Origin of the sequence: Arenimonas sp., from assembly GCF_044348765.1 — a bacterium.
In the GTDB taxonomy this organism is placed as follows: Bacteria; Pseudomonadota; Gammaproteobacteria; order Xanthomonadales; family Xanthomonadaceae; genus Arenimonas.
In genome coordinates this window covers 1-17,241 of the sequence record NZ_JBIKSE010000011.1, presented here as the reverse complement: position 1 = coordinate 17,241, position 17,241 = coordinate 1, and the positions used below count along the sequence as shown (strand labels likewise).

Sequence of the window (17,241 nt, the reverse complement as noted above, 5' to 3'; positions counted from 1 at the left end):
TCAGACTGATATTGTATCGTAAACGGATTCCAAATGGCGAATAAGGCACTGGACTTTGCGCTTGTTGCCGAAATCATTGGTTTGAAGCTGATAAACCGCACGGACACGGGCCGGAGGATTAAGTCCCGAGTAGCCGTTGAAATGGATCGCCTGGATGGTCTCTGCGCCTTCTGGTAATCTGAGCTGCAGCTTGAGGTGCTTATCTTTGAGAACCTGCCAGCCGATGACATCAAAGACATTGTCGAATGCCGGAATCGGAAAGCCCTGGCCCCACGGTCCGGCGTGAACCAGCATTTCGGCAGTAACATAGTCAAGCTGTTCCGGTGCTAGAGGGCCATCGGTCAGGATGACTTCCTGCAGAAGATCGGAGTCGAGCATCTCCGAAGCCACCGCTTGGAACGCCTGGGTGAAATCGCAGAGGTGCTTGCGGGCTAGTGTCAGCCCTGCTGCCATAGCATGACCCCCGAATCGAGCAATAAGTCCCGGATACCGGGCATCAACCAGCGCAAGCGCATCCCGCATATGGAATCCAGTAATCGACCGACACGACCCCCGTAATTCCATGCTGCCCGCTTCACTGGGCGCAAAAACCAGTACTGGACGATGCAGGCGATCTTTCAGGCGGGACGCTACCAGACCAATGATGCCCGGATGCCAGTCTTGCTGATGCAGGACTAGACATTTCTGCTCAGTGAATGCTTCAAAATTGAGGGTACCCAGCACTCTTTCCGCGTCATCCAGCATGTCCTGCTGCAGATGTTGTCTTTCGAGATTGATGGCATGCAAGCTTTGTGCCATATCCATGGCCTGAGAGGGCTCATCGGCCAGCAGGCATTCGATGCCGAGGGACATGTCTTCCAGGCGGCCGGCCGCATTGATTTTCGGACCAATCCGGAACCCGACATCCAGCGCGTCGATTTTGCCCAGCTCCAGCCTGCCGATCGCCGCCAAAGCGGCGATTCCGGGCTGACAGCGCCCTGCATTGATGCGTGCCAATCCGGCGCGGATGAGACGTCGGTTGTTCGCATCCAGTTTAACCATGTCGGCGATGGTGCCGATGGCCACTAGATCAAGCAGACCGGACAAATCAGCTTGACCGCCTGCCGTATTGCGCATCTCCCTACGGACGGCCAGAAGTAAATAAAAAATAACGCCGACACCGGCCAGAGCCTTGCTTGCGAAGGGACAGCCCGGCTGGTTCGGATTCAGAATAGCATCTGCCGATGGCAGGATATCGCCCGGAAGATGGTGATCGGTGACCAGTACGCGGTATCCGAGGGCTTTGGCTGCTGCCACTCCAGCGTTACAGGCGATACCGCTATCTACGGTGATGATAAGGTCTGGTTTCAATTCAGCCAGGTCTTCGACAAGTCCCGGGGTCAGTCCATAGCCATGACGTACACGGTGGGGAACTTTGAAAAAAACATTCCGTGCCCCCAGCATTCGCAGGCCGCGGACAGCAACAGCAGTTCCGGTGGCGCCGTCGCAGTCAAAATCGCCTACGATGACAATACGCATCTGTTTATCAATCGCATCCAATATCAGGGCAACGGCATCACCCAATCCATGTAATGAATCCGGTGGAATAAGATGCTGCAGGCTTAGATCGGTTTGTTCTGGACTGGAAATTCCCCGGGCGGCGTAAATCCTACCCATGAGGGCCGAATCATACGCATGGGCGACTTCAGGTGTGAATGTTCGCTGTTGGATGCTGCGGTTTGGCGTCATGCACCCATCATAAACGGGTAATCCACTCACAACAATGTTTCGGAGAAGGATGAAATGTCATTTCCCGTAGGAATTGGTCCTGGAAGCAATCTTGACACGAAGTTCAGGACTTCAGTGTATTCTGTAGCGAATGTGCTACCCAGAGAATAAGATATGTTGGTTAAGACCGGCATCATAACACTGCTCATTCTTTTGAATGCCTGCGCCAGCATACCCCAGACCAGCGGAGTGCAGCTTGTATCCGATAGGCCACTTGAGCCCATCACCGATGAGCAGGGGCGGAGCGTGTCGCGGTATGTGGATACTGCCAAACTGTCTGAAATCAAGACTTATGTCATGCCTGACATCACGTTGACCCTGCCTGCAGAGCATCCGGATATCAGTGCGGAACAACTCGCGATTATTAGCAATGCCCTGAACCGATCGATATGCACCCGGCTGGGTCAATATCTGTGGGCAGACACGGACGCTTCTGGTGACGCGATGCGCGTTGAAGTATCCCTGACCGGCATTACCCCGACATCCAAATCCATGGCCGGAATTTCCGCAGCAGTGGACACCTTTGTACCGGGTCCCTTTCGAATCCCAATCGGTATGGGTGCCATAGCTTTGGATGCACGTGCCAGTGCCGCCGATGGCACGCTGGCATTCATGCGATGGGCTAAAGGCGCTAATCCCTTATTCAACAGTGCCAAGATTTCTTCAATTGCTGACGCCTACACTTTGATTGAAACATTCACACGCGAATTCGGCCAGCTTCTACTTCAAGGCGCAGGTGGTGAGGCAAAGCGGAAGAAACTTGCAGAAATGGATATCCAGTCCAATGAACGCCTTTGCGAAACCCGCTACGGCAAGGTGGATGCGGTCGGAAAAGGGGCTTCATTCCTCATTCCGCTCGCGCCTGAATTCATCGATAAGGGCAAACCGGAAAAAATAGACTCTTCAGAAGACGGTAATTGATCTCCGTTTCCAGAAATATCGGCGCCATTCCGGTTGCCAATGCCAAATTGTGCCATCGGCAAAATCGAAAATGGTCTTAATGTTCGGATCAAAGCTTGTTTCGATTTCAGGCCAGGACCGCGAATGCCTGAGATCGCATAACGCGTCACTGCCCTGCTCGGCACCCGTCTGATAAGCCAGGGCTCGAATCATGGCGTCTTTAGATTGTACTGTTGCAAAGCCATGGCTGACCGATGCGGGCATGATTCCGCCGCCCCAGAACCAAAGACCATTGACAGGTAATTGATGGTTTTGTTGACGAATGACGTTCATTGAGTGGTTATGTAAAACAACCTGGCATTCATTGAATAATGCCATCCATCGACGATCGGATGGCAAATGACCCGCGATATCACATCCGAGCATATCCATTACCGGTGCTGCTGAAGAAAGACTCTTGCCTTCGCTAAGGCGAAGATAAAAAGAGCTCTGAATGCCAGCCAGGAGATCGATGCCATGTTCAGCGAAGGATGGTTCGAGCGCTGCGGTCATCGCGAGCATCTCGGATTCGCTCAGATTGAAACCATCCCAAGCCATCACACGGACACCGCGCATTTCCACCTGCATAAAAACAGGGTCGGCACGTAACCAGAACTCCGAGCCGGCATCGCCTATCTCGCTTTGCCTGCACAAAGCCGCCATAGGCAAGTCGGCCTGCAGGGGGCAGCGGAAATACCTTTGCAACTGCCGGGTATCGCCGGGCTCGTGCACTTCCATGTTGAAACGCCGGCCAAGTCTAACGAACGGCGCGGAAGGCTGTTGACCAACGAATCGGCGTTTTTCCGGCAGCAGAAGGATACGCGTGCCAGTTCTAGTCATAGTCAGTCGATGTAACGGACTGCGGTGATTTCGTATTCACGGTTCCCGCCCGGCGCAAGAATGGTGATGCCATCACCTTCATGCTTTCCGATCAGAGCGCGCGCAATCGGCGATGAGATTGAAATGCGTTGCTGTTTCAGATCAGCCTCGAGATCACCGACAATCATGTAGATTACCGTGGCATCGGTCTCAATATCGACAAGCTCGACCGTGGCTCCGAAGACCACCTTAGAGCCTGCCTTAAGTTTGCCAACCTCGATGATCTGACAGTGCGAAAGCGTGAATTCCAGTTCCTGGATACGGCCCTCGATGAAACTCTGCTGTTCACGTGCGGCATGGTACTCGGCGTTTTCCTTAAGATCTCCGTGAGCGCGTGCCTCTGCAATGGCTTCGATGATCTGCGGCCGTTTTACCGATTTCAGATTTTCCAGTTCGGCCCGCAGCCGGAGGGCACCAGCATGGGTCAAAGGAACGATAGTGCTCATCTGTTGAGTTCCCGATGCAGCTCCTGCAAGGACCAGACCCGTGGATTATCTCGGGTATCCATCGACTGAATCAGCGCCTTGGCGCCGGGTATCGTGGTCGAATAAACCAGCCGGTGCTGCAGGGCTTCACGCCTGATCGAGAATGAATCCGCGATAGCCTGCTTGCCCTCTGTGGTATTGACGATGTAGTTGATTTCGCCGTTTTTAATGAGATCAACGATATGCGGGCGGCCCTCGGCCACCTTGTTGATAGCCTCACAGGGCAGACCCTTTCCGCGCAGATAGCCGGCTGTACCATGCGTAGCGACCAGACTGAATCCCTTGTTGAGCAGGGATTGTGCGATTTCTACCAAACGTGGCTTGTCGACTTCGCGTACGGAGACGAAGGCCTTGCCGATCTGCGGCACCCGGATTCCTGCTGCCTCTTCGGCCCGGCCGAAAGCTTCGCCGAAGGTCCGGCCGACGCCCATGACTTCACCGGTCGAGCGCATTTCAGGTCCCAGAATGGGATCGACATTCTGGAACTTGGCGAACGGAAAAATCGCTTCCTTGATCGAATAAAAAGGCGGAATAACTTCACGCACGGCATTCTGGGACGCCAGACTGCGGCCAGCCATGCAGCGGGCGGCGATTTTCGCCAGCGGTACGCCGATCGCTTTTGAAACGAAGGGCACCGTGCGTGAAGCGCGTGGATTGACTTCCAGCACGAAGATGGTGTCGCCCTGAATGGCAAACTGGGTGTTCATCAGGCCCACTACTTTGAGCGCTTTGGCCATTTTGCTGACCTGTTCACGCAGACGGTCCTGGATGCCGCTACTGAGCGTATAAGGCGGCAGTGAGCAGGACGAATCCCCAGAATGCACGCCAGCTTCTTCGATGTGCTCCATGATGCCACCAATCAGGACATTGCCGTCCATGTCGGCAATGATGTCGACATCTACTTCAACGGCATGGTCGAGGAACCGGTCGAGCAGAACCGGCGAATCGTTGGACACCTGGACTGCTTCACGGATATAGCGCGACAGGTCCTCATCGGAGTAAACCACCTCCATGGCGCGACCGCCGAGCACATAACTGGGACGCACCACCAGCGGGTAACCGATTTCATTGGCCATGGCGAGTGCCTGTTCGGCGTTGCGGGCCGTTCGGTTCGGCGGCTGCAGCAGCCCGAGTTCCTCGACCAGGCGCTGGAAGCGTTCACGGTCTTCTGCCCAATCGATGGAATCTGGGGATGTGCCGATAATTGGCGCGCCGGCGGCTTCGAGTGCACGCGCCAGCTTCAGCGGAGTCTGGCCGCCGTACTGGACGATGACGCCGACCGGTTTTTCCAATTCGACGATTTCCATTACGTCTTCGAAGGTCAGCGGTTCGAAGTACAGGCGATCGGATGTATCAAAATCAGTGGAAACCGTTTCCGGGTTGCAGTTGATCATGATGGTCTCGAAACCGTCCTCACGCAGCGCCAGTGATGCATGCACACAGCAGTAATCGAATTCGATGCCCTGCCCAATCCGGTTCGGACCGCCGCCGAGAATGATGATTTTCCTGCGGTCGGACGGTGCCGCCTCGCATTCGTCCTCATAGGTGGAATACAGGTAGGCGGTGTCGGTGGCGAATTCAGCGGCACAGGAATCGACACGTTTATAAGTGGGCCGCACTTTCAAGGCATGGCGAAGCACACGCACAGCCGACTCATCGGTATCTGTCAGCTGAGCGATGCGGGAATCGGAAAAACCCTTGCGCTTGAGATGTCGCAGACGGATAGCATTTAGCGCCTTCAGGCCTCCGTTGGCGATTTCCGTTTCGATAGCAATCAATTCCTCAATTTGATCGAGAAACCAAGGGTCGATGAAGCTGAGTTTGAACACTTCATCCACGCTCAGCCCGGCACGGAAGGCCTCAGCAACCTGGAACAAGCGTTCCGGGCCCGGCTCTTTCAGTTCGCGCTTGATGCGTAGCAGGCCTTCTTCGCCCTGGGTGGCGGCGCCGGTGGGGTCGAAACCGACCTTGCCGATTTCCAGACCGCGCAATGCTTTCTGCACGGATTCTTGGAATGTCCTGCCCATCGCCATGACTTCACCGACCGATTTCATCTGGGTGGTCAGACGGGCATCAGCGGCTGGAAATTTCTCGAAAGCGAAGCGCGGGATCTTTGTGACGACGTAATCGATGGTGGGCTCAAAAGATGCCGGAGTAGCACCGCCAGTGATTTCATTGCGCAGTTCGTCAAGCGTGTAACCGACAGCCAGTTTGGCAGCGATTTTGGCGATTGGAAACCCGGTGGCTTTCGAGGCCAATGCCGAAGACCGAGACACGCGTGGATTCATTTCGATCACGACCACACGGCCATTCTGGGAATTGATGCCGAATTGGACGTTGGAACCACCGGTATCGACACCGATTTTACGCAAGACGGCAATAGAGGCATCGCGCAGGCGTTGGTACTCCTTGTCGGTCAAGGTCTGCGCAGGGGCTACGGTGATTGAGTCGCCGGTGTGCACACCCATCGGATCTAGATTTTCGATGGAGCAGACGATGATGCAGTTGTCGGAGGTGTCGCGCACCACTTCCATTTCATATTCTTTCCAACCAAGCACGGATTCTTCAATCAGCACTTCGCTAGTTGGCGACAGATCAAGTCCACGCTTGGTGATTTCCACGAACTCTTCGCGGTTATAGGCGATGCCGCCGCCACTGCCGCCCAGCGTAAAACTTGGCCGGATGATGGTTGGGTAACCGACACGGGTTTGGATATCGAGTGCCTGTTCGAGACTGCGGGCGATCTCCGCTTTCGGACAATCAAGGCCGATATCGGCCATGGCCACGCGGAACAGTTCACGGTCTTCGGCCATGCGGATGGCTTCCCGTGAAGCGCCGATCAGCTGTACACCGTATTTGTCGAGCGTACCCTCATCGGCCAGGGTCAGAGCACAGTTCAGCGCGGTCTGGCCTCCCATGGTCGGCAGCAAGGCATCCGGTTTTTCCTTGGCGATGATGCGCTCGACCGTGGCTGGATTGATCGGTTCGATGTAAACCGCATCGGCCATTTCCGGGTCGGTCATGATGGTGGCTGGATTTGAATTGACCAGGACTACTCGGTAACCTTCTTCGCGTAAGGCCTTGCAAGCCTGTGCGCCGGAGTAGTCGAACTCGCAGGCTTGCCCGATGACGATTGGACCGGCACCGATGATGAGGATGGTCTGTATGTCAGTACGCTTGGGCATCAGCGTTTCTCCATGAGCGTAATGAACTTGTCGAACAGGTAGGCCACGTCATGCGGTCCAGGGCTGGCCTCCGGGTGCCCCTGGAAACTGAAGGCCGGCGCATCGGTCAGCGCGATGCCTTGATTGGACTGATCGAACAGGGAACGGTGCGTCACCCTTACATTGACCGGGAGGCTGCTCTCATCGATGGCAAATCCGTGATTCTGCGAGGTAATCATCACCCGCTTTGAATCGAGATCCTGCACCGGATGGTTGGCGCCATGATGGCCGAATTTCATTTTCAGGGTGTTGGCGCCACTGGCCAGACCCAGTAATTGATGGCCGAGGCAGATGCCGAAGGTCGGGATTTTTCGGGCGAGGAAGGTTTTGATGGCGGTAATCGCATAATCGCAGGGCGCCGGATCGCCGGGGCCGTTGGACAGGAAGATGCCATCGGGATTCAGAGCCATGGCCTGCTCGGCCGGAGTCTGTGCCGGCACCACGGTAATGCGGCAACCGCGCTCGGCCAGCATGCGCAGGATATTGTGTTTGACACCGAAATCATAGGCAACCACATGCAGGCGTTCGGGTGCCTGTACGAAGGTCTGGCTGTTCAGGTCGAGCTGGCCATCTTTCCAGGCATAGGGTTCATTGCAGGACACGACCTTGGCCAGATCCATGCCTTTCAGCCCAACGAACTTGCGTGCGGCCTCGAGCGCATGGTCGATATCCACGACGCCGGCCATGAGCGTTCCGCTCTGGGCGCCGCTGTTGCGCAGAATACGGGTCAGCTTGCGGGTGTCGATATCCGAAATGGCCACAATGCCGTGCTGTTTCAGCCATTCCGGCAAGTCGATCTGGTTGCGCCAGTTGCTGGCCCGGCGCGGCACATCGCGTACGATCAGACCGGCAGCATAGACTTTATTGGATTCGTTGTCCTGAACGGTAATCCCGGTGTTGCCGATGTGGGGATAGGTCAGGGTGACCAATTGCCTGGAATACGAGGGATCGGTCAAGATTTCCTGGTAACCGGTCATGGCGGTATTGAACACCACCTCACCGACCGAAATGCCGGTTGCGCCTACGGAAAGACCCTCGAATACGGTACCGTCTTCGAGAGCGAGAATGGCTGATTGGGTCACAAAGCTCGCCTTTTCAATAGTTTAAGGTTCTTCCCACGGCGAAGCTTTGCATTGCGCAAAGGCCGTAAAAAGGCGGTTTAGGCGAGTGAGAATTATAGCGGAATCAGGCCCGAGTGTCCAGCCATGCTCGGAAATCATCCTCTGGTATTCATCTTGAAACACCGGCCGAAGCCCGCTACCGGAAACATGGCATGACAGCAACGATTACAGGCACGAAGACGGCCTTGAAGAGCCGCCCTCGATGCCTGAAGCGCAACCAGACTCAGCGGTAATCGTCCGGCGTCGGACAGATGCAAATCAGATTGCGGTCGCCATACACGTTGTCGACGCGGCCGACCGGACTCCAGTACTTGTCCTGCCGGGCGCTGCCGGCCGGGAATACCCCCTCTTCACGGCTGTAAGGCCGGTTCCATTCGGCCTCGGCAAGGTCAAACACAGTATGCGGTGCATTACGGAGCGGACTTTGTTCGACCAAGAAACGACCGTTTTGAATATCGGAAACTTCCTTGCGGATGGCGATCATGGCATCGCAGAAACGATCCAGCTCCACTTTCGCTTCCGACTCGGTCGGTTCGATCATCAGTGTACCTGGCACCGGGAAACTCATGGTGGGAGCGTGGAAACCGAAATCGATTAGACGCTTGGCAATATCATCGACGGTCACGCCACAGGCGTCTTTCAGAGGACGTGGATCAATGATGCATTCATGAGCAACACGGCCGTTGTGGTTGCGAAACAGCACCGGAAAATGCGGATGCAGACGGGACGCCATATAGTTTGCACTAAGGATGGCGACTTCAGTTGCCAATTTCAGACCCTCGCCGCCCATCATCAGGATGTAGGCATAGCTGATTGGCAGAATCGAGGACGAACCGAAAGGCGCTGCTGAAACCGGACCAACCGGAGCGCTGCCAGCATCCAGAACCGGATGTCCGGGCAGATACGGCGCCAGATGCGCTTTGACACCGATCGGACCCATGCCTGGACCGCCACCGCCATGCGGAATGCAGAATGTCTTGTGCAGATTCAGATGCGAGACATCTGCACCGAAATCGCCAGGACGCGAAAGCCCGACTTGGGCATTCATGTTGGCGCCGTCCATGTAGACCTGGCCGCCGTGCTGGTGCACGATGTCACAGATTTCACGGATACGTTCCTCGAACACACCATGGGTGGACGGATAGGTCACCATCAATGCCGCCAGATTGGCACTGTTTTGTTCGGCTTTGGCGCGCAGATCGTCGACATCGACATTGCCGTCGGCATCGCAGTTGACTACCACTACATCCATCCCGACCATCTGGGCCGAGGCTGGATTGGTCCCGTGCGCCGAAGACGGAATCAGGCAGACTGTACGGTTTAATTCACCGCGAGCATGATGGTAGCCGCGGATGGCCAGTAGACCGGCGTACTCCCCCTGCGCTCCAGAATTCGGTTGCAGCGAGACCGCATCGTATCCGGTAATTTCGATCAGCCATTTTTTCAGGTCATCGAACAGTTCGTAATAACCCTTGCCCTGCTCTGCAGGTGCGAACGGATGTAGGGCGCCGAATTCCGGCCAGGTGACCGGAATCATCTCGGCCGTGGCGTTGAGTTTCATGGTGCAGGAACCCAGGGGAATCATGGCACGATCAAGGGCCAGGTCGCGGTCAGACAGCTTGCGCAGATAGCGCAGCAGTTCGGTTTCGGAGCGGTAGCGTCTGAAAATCGGATGTTGGAGACAGGGCTCCTTGCGCAGCAGACCGACCGGTACGGCATCACCGGCCACCGCGATTTCAGCATAGTTGAGTTGGCCACCGAAGGCACGCCAGACCGCTTCGACAATTTCCGGCCTGGTGGCTTCATCCAATGCGATGCCCAAGGTGTTGTCATCCACAATCCGGAAATTGATCTTCTCGGCCGCTGCGCGGGCCACAATGGCGTCCCGCTGGGATCCCACATCCACCGTAATGGTATCGAAGTAATGCCGGTTACGGACGCCGAAACCGAGCTTGGCAAGGCCAGCGGTCAATACTTTGGTACGGGCGTGGAGATCACCGGCGATGGCGGCAAGTCCTTCAGGACCATGATAAACCGCGTACATCGAAGCAATCACCGCCAGTAGCACCTGCGCCGTGCAGATGTTCGAGGTCGCTTTTTCTCGGCGGATGTGTTGCTCGCGCGTCTGCAGCGTCAGACGATAGGCCGGCTGACCGCGTGAATCGATGGAAACGCCGATCAGACGGCCCGGGATCGAACGTTTATAGGCATCACGGACGGCCATATAGGCGGCATGTGGACCGCCATACCCCATCGGAACGCCGAAGCGTTGGGTCGATCCGATGGCCATGTCAGCACCGAGTTCGCCGGGGGATGTCAGCAATGCCAGCGCCAGCGGATCTGCGGCCATGATGCTGAGCGCTCCAGCGGCTTTTAATCGGGCAATGGCCGGGCGGAAGTCACGGATTTCCCCGTCGCTGCCCGGATACTGGAAAATGGCGCCGAACACATCGGCCACATCCAGATCGGTGTTTGGATTGCCGATGACCAGCTGCCAACCGAGCGGTTCGGCGCGGGTTCGCAGGACCGCAATAGTCTGCGGATGGCATTGTTCATCAACGAAGAATTTACGGGTTTTCGTTTTTGAAACGCGTTCGGCGACAGCCATAGCTTCGGCAGCCGCAGTACCCTCGTCCAGCAGGGAAGCATTGGCCACATCGAGCCCGGTCAGTTCACAAACCATGGTCTGGAAATTCAAGAGTGCTTCAAGACGGCCCTGGGAAATCTCAGGTTGATAGGGCGTATAGGCCGTGTACCAAGCCGGATTCTCGAGAATGTTGCGCAGAATCACCAATGGGGTCAGGGTACCGGAATAACCTTGTCCGATCAGCGAAGTGAATATGGTATTTTTTGAAGCCAGCTCGCGTAACCTAGCCAAAGCTTCAACTTCAGACAGCGCACGGCCCATGCTACTCAGCGGCCTGAGAATCCGAATGGACTCCGGCAAGGTCTCCGCAATCAGAGTTTCCATGCTGTCGACCCCGACGGCATCCAGCATCTGCTGGACTTCCTGGGGAGAAGGGCCGATGTGACGGGCGGCGAAATCGCGGGCAACGTGCGGAAGCGGCAAGGCGTGAGGTTCGGTCATGACAGATCTCTGGATGAGTGCGCATCGGAAACCGGACATTAGCCTGCCCGGTAGCGGCGCCCCCTCTGTCTGTTTGCCTGAGAGTGTTATCCCGTCGGCAGGCGCCGGCATGAGCCGCACCGTTTTTCAGAGTGTCTACACCGGCGGTTCTTTTGCCTGAGAGTTTCCGGGGCGGTTGCTCCTTCGGCGCTGGGAATCCAATCTCTCCCGCACGGCAAGCAATTATAGCAAGTTACGCGCCCATCCAAGGGGTTTTTTCGCTCAAAGCAGATCGGCAAATTGATAGTGTCCGTTCAGCTTGCCATGGATCTTTTCGGCAGCAAACAGCGCCCCTTGGGCAAAGATATCCCGGTTGGTGGCACGATGAATGAGCTCGATGCGCTCGCCCTGCCCGGTGAACTGGACTGTGTGTTCTCCGACGACATCGCCGCAGCGCAAGGAGTGATAAATGGGCTCGGCACCGGTGGCGACACGTGCCGTTTCACCCAGGCTCAATGCCGTTCCTGATGGCGCATCTTTCTTGTGGATGTGATGGCTTTCGAGGATATCGAGCTGCCAATGCTTGAGCCATTGCCCGGCCTGGGCCACAAGACGGTTCAATACCGCAACACCCAGCGAATAGTTCGAGGCCCAGAGCGCCGGAATATGCGCCCCAGCCTGCTTCAGAGATAGAAATTGTGCCGCACTCAGGCCGGTGGTGCCGCTCACCAAAGGTTTCTTGCGTTGCAGGCAAAGCGCCAACACGGCATCGAAACCCTCCGGCGAACTGAAATCGATGGCGACATCGAATTCGGGCAGCTCAGCCAAGGGTGGAAAACTGCTCCGCCCGGTCATGGCCACCACTTTCACCAGGGGATTGGCCTGCGCCAGGCGGATCAAGGCCTGCCCCATGCGACCGGAGGCCCCGTGAATCAATAATTTCACCGATGCGCCCATCAGGATTCCAAATTGATCCAAGTGGCCTTGAGCTCAGTGTATTTCTCGAAGGCATGAAGGGATTTATCACGGCCATTGCCGGACTGCTTGAAGCCGCCAAAGGGCGCAGTCATGTCGCCGCCGTCCCAGCAATTGACCCAGACGCTGCCGGCACGCAGTTTTTTGGCCATGCGATGCCCGCGGCTGAGGTTCGAGGTCCAGACGCCGGCCGCCAAACCGAAATCGGTATCATTGGCGATGCGGAGGGCTTCTTTTTCGTCATCGAAGGCGATGACCGACAACACTGGGCCGAAAATTTCCTCTTTGGAAATGGTCATCTCAGGAGCAACATCATCGAATACCGTTGGAGCCACGTAATAGCCCCCGGATTCGGTCATGACACGTTCGCCGCCAAGCACCAAGCGCCCCCCCTCAGATTTACCCTTCTCAATATAGGACAGCACCCGCAGCATTTGGCCTTCATCGACGATGGCGCCCATCGGCGCCCCGGGCTCGAACGGATGTTTGGGATGGAGATTCTTACCGGCTTCAACCACCAGCTTAACGAAATCATCTTTAATCGAGCGCTCGACCAGCAATCGCGACGCGGCTGTGCACACTTCGCCCTGATTGAAGAAAATACCGATAGCCGCCGCTTCGGCAGCCGCTGGCAAATCGGGAGCGTCAGCAAACACCACATTCGGACTTTTACCACCACACTCCATATAGGCGCGCTTCATATTGGATTGACCGGCACACTGCAGCAGATGTTTGCCAACACCGGTCGAACCGGTAAACACCAGTCCGTCAACATCCATATGCAAGGCAAGTGGCTCGCCGGCTGCCTTGCCGAAACCCGGTAGGACGTTGAATACCCCCGGCGGAATTCCAGCCTCAATGGCAAGCTCGGCAATACGGATCGCCGACAGTGGAGATTTTTCGGAAGGTTTCAGGATGACCGAGTTTCCCATTGCCAAGGCCGGGGCGAATTTCCAGCTGGCCATCAACAACGGAAAGTTCCAAGGCACGATGGCGGCAACCACGCCGAGCGGCTCACGGGTGATCAAGCCCAATTCGTGCCGTGGCGTTGGTGCGATTTCGCCATTCACTTTGTCAATAGCCTCTGCCGTCCAACTGAGGCAACGGACACTGGCAGCGACGTCGATGGCCAGTGCGTCCGCTACCGGCTTGCCCATGTCAATGGACTCCAGCAATGCCAGTTCTTCCGCATGCTTTTCCAGAAGCTGTGCGAATTTCAGCAGGGTCTTCTTGCGATGCACCGGAGATGTTTCCGACCAGACGCCGGATTCGAATGCGCGGCGCGATGCTTTTACTGCCCGGCCGACATCTTCTGCGTCGCATTCGGCAATCTGTGCACGGCATTGACCGTCGATCGGACTGATGCAGCCGAATGTCTTTCCAGAAGCGGCATTAACATAGGCGCCATCGATGAAAGCCTGGGTTCGGAAGCTCAGCGAAGTGGCTTTGGCTTCCCACTCGGCACGACTGTACTTAATAGACATGGGACATTCTCGTCTCTGGCTGATTAGAAGGTAGCCGGGGTGTTGGCACTAACCAGAATGGCATCTTGCTTACCGACATTGCGAAAGCGGTGGGGGGTTTTACTCTCGAAATAGTAGGCATCGCCCGGGCCGAGCACACGAATCTGATCTCCCACCGTCAGCTCGATTTCGCCTTGGATGATGACACCACCTTCTTCGCCCTCGTGCAACAGCATCTCCTTGCCGGTATCCGATCCAGCCGGCATCACTTCGCGGAGGATGCACATCTGACGCTGAGGTTTGTTCTGGCCTACCAGATAATAATGTATGCCGCCATTCCCGACATCGATGAGCTCCTCCTTGCCGTAAAAGGGGGAGTCGTCGCCATCGCGATCGAGATCCACGGTAAAGAAGTCCGCCAGCGAAATCGGAATGCCGTCCAACACTTTTTTCAAAGAACTGATGGACGGACTGACTTTGTTCTGTTCAATCAAGGAGATGGTGCTATTGGTTACACCGACCCGTTTGGCCAGCTCACGCTGGCTTAAGCCCTTCTTGTTCCGGACTTCCTGAAGGCGTAAACCGATATCCATGGGGTCTGCTTGAGAGTGTCAATTATGATGTTGAATATTTAACACTTTCCAGATTTGAGGTCAATATATATATCAAAATAATTTACAAAAGTGCAGGTTGTAAAATTTATTCAACATTGTATAGTATCGCTAAACACCTCATTCGTGACCGCCATGAACGATAAAAGCTCCTATCACCAACACTATAAGAACCAAGCCCTGCGGGCTCCCGAGCAGATGGACGCGTTCTGGATGCCCTTCTCGGCCAATCGTCAATTCAAACATCAGCCCCGACTTCTGGCCAGCGCTGAAGGCATGTACTACCAAAGCACCGATGGCCGGCAAATCCTCGATGGCACCGGCGGACTCTGGTGCTGCAACGCCGGCCATGGCCGTCAGCGCATCATCGATGCGGTCCAGCAGCAGATTGCCACCCTCGATTTCGCCCCGACCTTTCAGATGGGCCACCCGCTGCCCTTTGTGTTGGCCGAGCGCCTGGCCGCCATCGCCCCGGACACGCTGAATCATGTATTTTTCACTAACTCCGGGTCGGAATCGGTGGACACCGCCCTGAAAGTCGCGCTGGCCTATCACCGCGCCCGTGGCGAGGGCCAGCGCACGCGCCTGATCGGGCGTGAAAAGGGCTATCACGGAGTCGGCTTCGGCGGCATCTCTGTAGGCGGCCTCCCGAACAACCGCAAATGGTATGGCAACGGCCTGTCCGGCGTTGATCACCTGCGGCATACCCTGGACATCGACCGAAATGCGTTCAACCGCGGCCTACCCCAGCATGGCCTGGAATTGGCCGAAGATCTCGAACGTCTGGTCGCGCTGCATGATGCCAGCACCATTGCTGCCGTCATTATCGAGCCCATCGCCGGTTCCGCAGGGGTCATCATCCCGCCGGACGGTTACTTGAAGCGAATTCGAGAAATATGCGATAAGTATGGAATATTATTGATATTCGATGAAGTCATTACCGGATTCGGTCGGGTCGGCAAGGCTTTTGCCGCACAACGTTTCCATGTCACGCCCGACCTGATTACCACCGCCAAAGGCCTGAGCAACGGCTGCGTCCCCATGGGTGCTGTGTTCATCGCCGACAAGGTCCATGAGGCCTTCATGTCCGGTCCGGAGCACATGATCGACCTGTTCCATGGCTACACCTATTCCGGCCATCCGCTGGCCTGCGCCGCCGCTCTGGCTACGCTCGATATCTACGCCGAGGAAAACCTGTACGAAAAGGCCATCAGCCTGGAGCAGTACTGGGAAGACGCCATCCACCAGATCAAAGGTCTGCCGAATGTCATCGACATCCGCAACTTCGGCTTGATCGGCGCCATCGAGCTCGCGCCGCGCGAAGGCAAACCCGGCACCCGTGCTTATGATGTGTTCACCAAATGCTTCCACGAAAAAGATGTGCTGATCCGTGTCACCGGCGATGTCATCGCCCTGTCGCCGCCACTGATCCTGGAAAAACCCCATATCGACCTGCTGTTCTCGAAAATCGCCGACGCGATCCGTGAAACCGCTTAAAATCACCCCACTTCAAGTAACCCGGAGTTCCCCATGCTTATCGGCGTCCCGAAAGAAATCAAAAACCACGAATACCGCATCGGCCTGACCCCGTCCGGCGCACGCGAACTGATCGCCAACGGCCACAAAGTCATGCTCCAGCGCGACGGCGGCAAGTCTATCGGACTGAGCAACGAACACTACGAAAAAGCCGGTGCGGAAATCGTCGATAGCGCCGACGAAATCTTCCAGCGCGCCGAGATGATCATCAAGGTCAAGGAACCGCAGCCGGCCGAATGCGCGATGCTGCGTCCGGGCCAGATTCTGTATACCTACTTGCATCTGGCACCCGATCCGGACCAGACCAAAGCCTTAGTCGCCTCGGGCTGTACCGCCATTGCCTATGAAACAGTGACCGACCGCAAGGGCGGCCTACCCCTGCTGGCGCCGATGTCGGAAGTGGCCGGCCGCATGTCAATCCAGGCCGGTGCACATGCTCTGGAAAAAGCCCAGGGCGGTTCAGGCGTGCTGCTCGGTGGCGTTCCGGGGGTAAAACCGGCGGAAGTGCTGGTCATCGGCGGCGGCGTGGTCGGCATTAACGCCGCGCGTATGGCGATGGGCATGGGCGCCCATGTCACCATTCTGGACCGCTCACTCGATCGCCTGAAATACCTCGATGAGCTCTACGGGGACCGCATCACCACCATCTACTCCACCCATGACGCCATTGAAGAGCGTCTGCCGGACACCGATCTGGTCATCGGCGCCGTGCTGATCCCCGGTGCAGCCGCGCCGAAACTGGTGTCGCGCGAACAGCTCAAATTGATGCGTCCCGGATCGGTACTGGTCGATGTCGCTATCGATCAGGGCGGCTGCTTTGAAACCTCGAAAGCCACCACCCACCAGAATCCAACCTATGAAATCGATGGCATCATTCACTACTGCGTGGCTAACATGCCGGGCGGCGTGGCGCGCACCTCGACCTTCGCACTGACCAACGCCACCCTGCCTTTCGCTGTACAGATTGCGAACAAAGGCGCCAAAGCAGCACTGCTCGCCGATGAGCATCTGATCAATGGCCTGAACGTACACGCCGGAATAATCACCCACAAGGCGGTTGCCGATGATTTGGGTTATGCCTACGTATCTGCCGCTAAAGCACTGAACGCCTGACTGGGAATTCGCCATGACCGCCACCATCGCCCACTTCATCGATGGCAATGCCGTTTTCGGC

12 protein-coding genes and 1 riboswitch are annotated in these 17,241 nt (G+C 56.4%); of the genes, 3 read left to right on the top strand and 9 right to left on the bottom strand.

The genetic code is table 11. From position 1 onward, the window contains the following. Positions 1 to 1,656 (bottom strand): single-stranded-DNA-specific exonuclease RecJ, encoded by a 1,656-nt coding sequence (gene recJ, locus ACIQ0Q_RS03305; protein WP_395771545.1) that lies wholly within the window; start codon positions 1,654 to 1,656, stop codon positions 1 to 3. Positions 1,657 to 1,881: 225 nt separating this feature from the next. Here recJ and ACIQ0Q_RS03300 point away from each other — a divergent pair, with 225 nt between their 5' ends. After that, on the top strand, positions 1,882 to 2,688 hold the full coding sequence (locus ACIQ0Q_RS03300) for a DUF3313 family protein (protein WP_395771524.1): 807 nt from the start codon (positions 1,882 to 1,884) through the stop codon (positions 2,686 to 2,688). Here ACIQ0Q_RS03300 and ACIQ0Q_RS03295 read toward each other — a convergent pair. The 8 genes from ACIQ0Q_RS03295 to ACIQ0Q_RS03260 form a co-directional block, all read right to left on the bottom strand. After that, the gene (locus ACIQ0Q_RS03295; protein WP_395771523.1) at positions 2,671 to 3,444 is read right to left on the bottom strand and encodes a hypothetical protein; all 774 of its coding nucleotides are present in this window, start codon (positions 3,442 to 3,444) and stop codon (positions 2,671 to 2,673) included. The two genes, ACIQ0Q_RS03300 and ACIQ0Q_RS03295, sit on opposite strands and share 18 nt — an antisense overlap. A gap of 104 nt (positions 3,445 to 3,548) precedes the next feature. Further along, positions 3,549 to 4,031 carry a transcription elongation factor GreA gene (greA, locus tag ACIQ0Q_RS03290; protein ID WP_395771522.1) on the bottom strand — a complete coding sequence of 161 codons (483 nt, stop codon included), beginning with the start codon at positions 4,029 to 4,031 and terminating at the stop codon, positions 3,549 to 3,551. Continuing rightward, positions 4,028 to 7,255, bottom strand: coding sequence for a carbamoyl-phosphate synthase large subunit (carB, locus tag ACIQ0Q_RS03285; protein ID WP_395771521.1), 3,228 nt, complete (start codon positions 7,253 to 7,255; stop codon positions 4,028 to 4,030). The genes greA and carB overlap by 4 nt, the downstream gene beginning before the upstream one ends. After that, the gene (carA, locus tag ACIQ0Q_RS03280) at positions 7,255 to 8,376 is read right to left on the bottom strand and encodes a glutamine-hydrolyzing carbamoyl-phosphate synthase small subunit (protein WP_395771520.1); all 1,122 of its coding nucleotides are present in this window, start codon (positions 8,374 to 8,376) and stop codon (positions 7,255 to 7,257) included. Before carA ends, carB begins: the two co-directional genes overlap by 1 nt. 262 nt (positions 8,377 to 8,638) lie before the next feature. Next, on the bottom strand, positions 8,639 to 11,503 hold the full coding sequence (gene gcvP, locus ACIQ0Q_RS03275; protein ID WP_395771519.1) for an aminomethyl-transferring glycine dehydrogenase: 2,865 nt from the start codon (positions 11,501 to 11,503) through the stop codon (positions 8,639 to 8,641). Between the two features lie 134 nt (positions 11,504 to 11,637). Next, positions 11,638 to 11,723, bottom strand: a riboswitch (glycine riboswitch). A gap of 41 nt (positions 11,724 to 11,764) precedes the next feature. Then, complete coding sequence (locus tag ACIQ0Q_RS03270) at positions 11,765 to 12,442, bottom strand: 4-hydroxy-tetrahydrodipicolinate reductase (protein ID WP_395771544.1); 678 nt, start codon at positions 12,440 to 12,442, stop codon at positions 11,765 to 11,767. Continuing rightward, positions 12,439 to 13,941: an aldehyde dehydrogenase gene (locus ACIQ0Q_RS03265; protein WP_395771518.1), complete on the bottom strand. Its 1,503-nt coding sequence runs from the start codon at positions 13,939 to 13,941 to the stop codon at positions 12,439 to 12,441. The genes ACIQ0Q_RS03270 and ACIQ0Q_RS03265 overlap by 4 nt, the downstream gene beginning before the upstream one ends. Before the next feature lie 23 nt (positions 13,942 to 13,964). Continuing rightward, positions 13,965 to 14,513 (bottom strand): cupin domain-containing protein, encoded by a 549-nt coding sequence (locus ACIQ0Q_RS03260; protein WP_395771517.1) that lies wholly within the window; start codon positions 14,511 to 14,513, stop codon positions 13,965 to 13,967. Positions 14,514 to 14,666: 153 nt separating this feature from the next. Here ACIQ0Q_RS03260 and ACIQ0Q_RS03255 point away from each other — a divergent pair, with 153 nt between their 5' ends. Then, positions 14,667 to 16,028: an aspartate aminotransferase family protein gene (locus tag ACIQ0Q_RS03255; RefSeq protein WP_395771516.1), complete on the top strand. Its 1,362-nt coding sequence runs from the start codon at positions 14,667 to 14,669 to the stop codon at positions 16,026 to 16,028. 33 nt (positions 16,029 to 16,061) lie between these two features. Further along, positions 16,062 to 17,180: an alanine dehydrogenase gene (ald, locus tag ACIQ0Q_RS03250; protein ID WP_395771515.1), complete on the top strand. Its 1,119-nt coding sequence runs from the start codon at positions 16,062 to 16,064 to the stop codon at positions 17,178 to 17,180. Positions 17,181 to 17,241 lie beyond the last annotated feature (61 nt).

Excerpts from the sequence above, each read along its gene's own strand:
- ACIQ0Q_RS03295 (WP_395771523.1), bottom strand. The coding sequence starts at position 3,444 with ATGGAAGTGCACGAGCCCGGCGATACCCGGCAGTTGCAAAGGTATTTC.
- ACIQ0Q_RS03300 (WP_395771524.1), top strand. The coding sequence starts at position 1,882 with ATGTTGGTTAAGACCGGCATCATAACACTGCTCATTCTTTTGAATGCC.
- ACIQ0Q_RS03265 (WP_395771518.1), bottom strand. The coding sequence starts at position 13,941 with ATGTCTATTAAGTACAGTCGTGCCGAGTGGGAAGCCAAAGCCACTTCG.
- recJ (WP_395771545.1), bottom strand. The coding sequence starts at position 1,656 with ATGGGTAGGATTTACGCCGCCCGGGGAATTTCCAGTCCAGAACAAACC.
- gcvP (WP_395771519.1), bottom strand. The coding sequence starts at position 11,503 with ATGACCGAACCTCACGCCTTGCCGCTTCCGCACGTTGCCCGCGATTTC.
- ACIQ0Q_RS03255 (WP_395771516.1), top strand. The coding sequence starts at position 14,667 with ATGAACGATAAAAGCTCCTATCACCAACACTATAAGAACCAAGCCCTG.
- greA (WP_395771522.1), bottom strand. The coding sequence starts at position 4,031 with ATGAGCACTATCGTTCCTTTGACCCATGCTGGTGCCCTCCGGCTGCGG.
- carB (WP_395771521.1), bottom strand. The coding sequence starts at position 7,255 with ATGCCCAAGCGTACTGACATACAGACCATCCTCATCATCGGTGCCGGT.
- ald (WP_395771515.1), top strand. The coding sequence starts at position 16,062 with ATGCTTATCGGCGTCCCGAAAGAAATCAAAAACCACGAATACCGCATC.
- ACIQ0Q_RS03260 (WP_395771517.1), bottom strand. The coding sequence starts at position 14,513 with ATGGATATCGGTTTACGCCTTCAGGAAGTCCGGAACAAGAAGGGCTTA.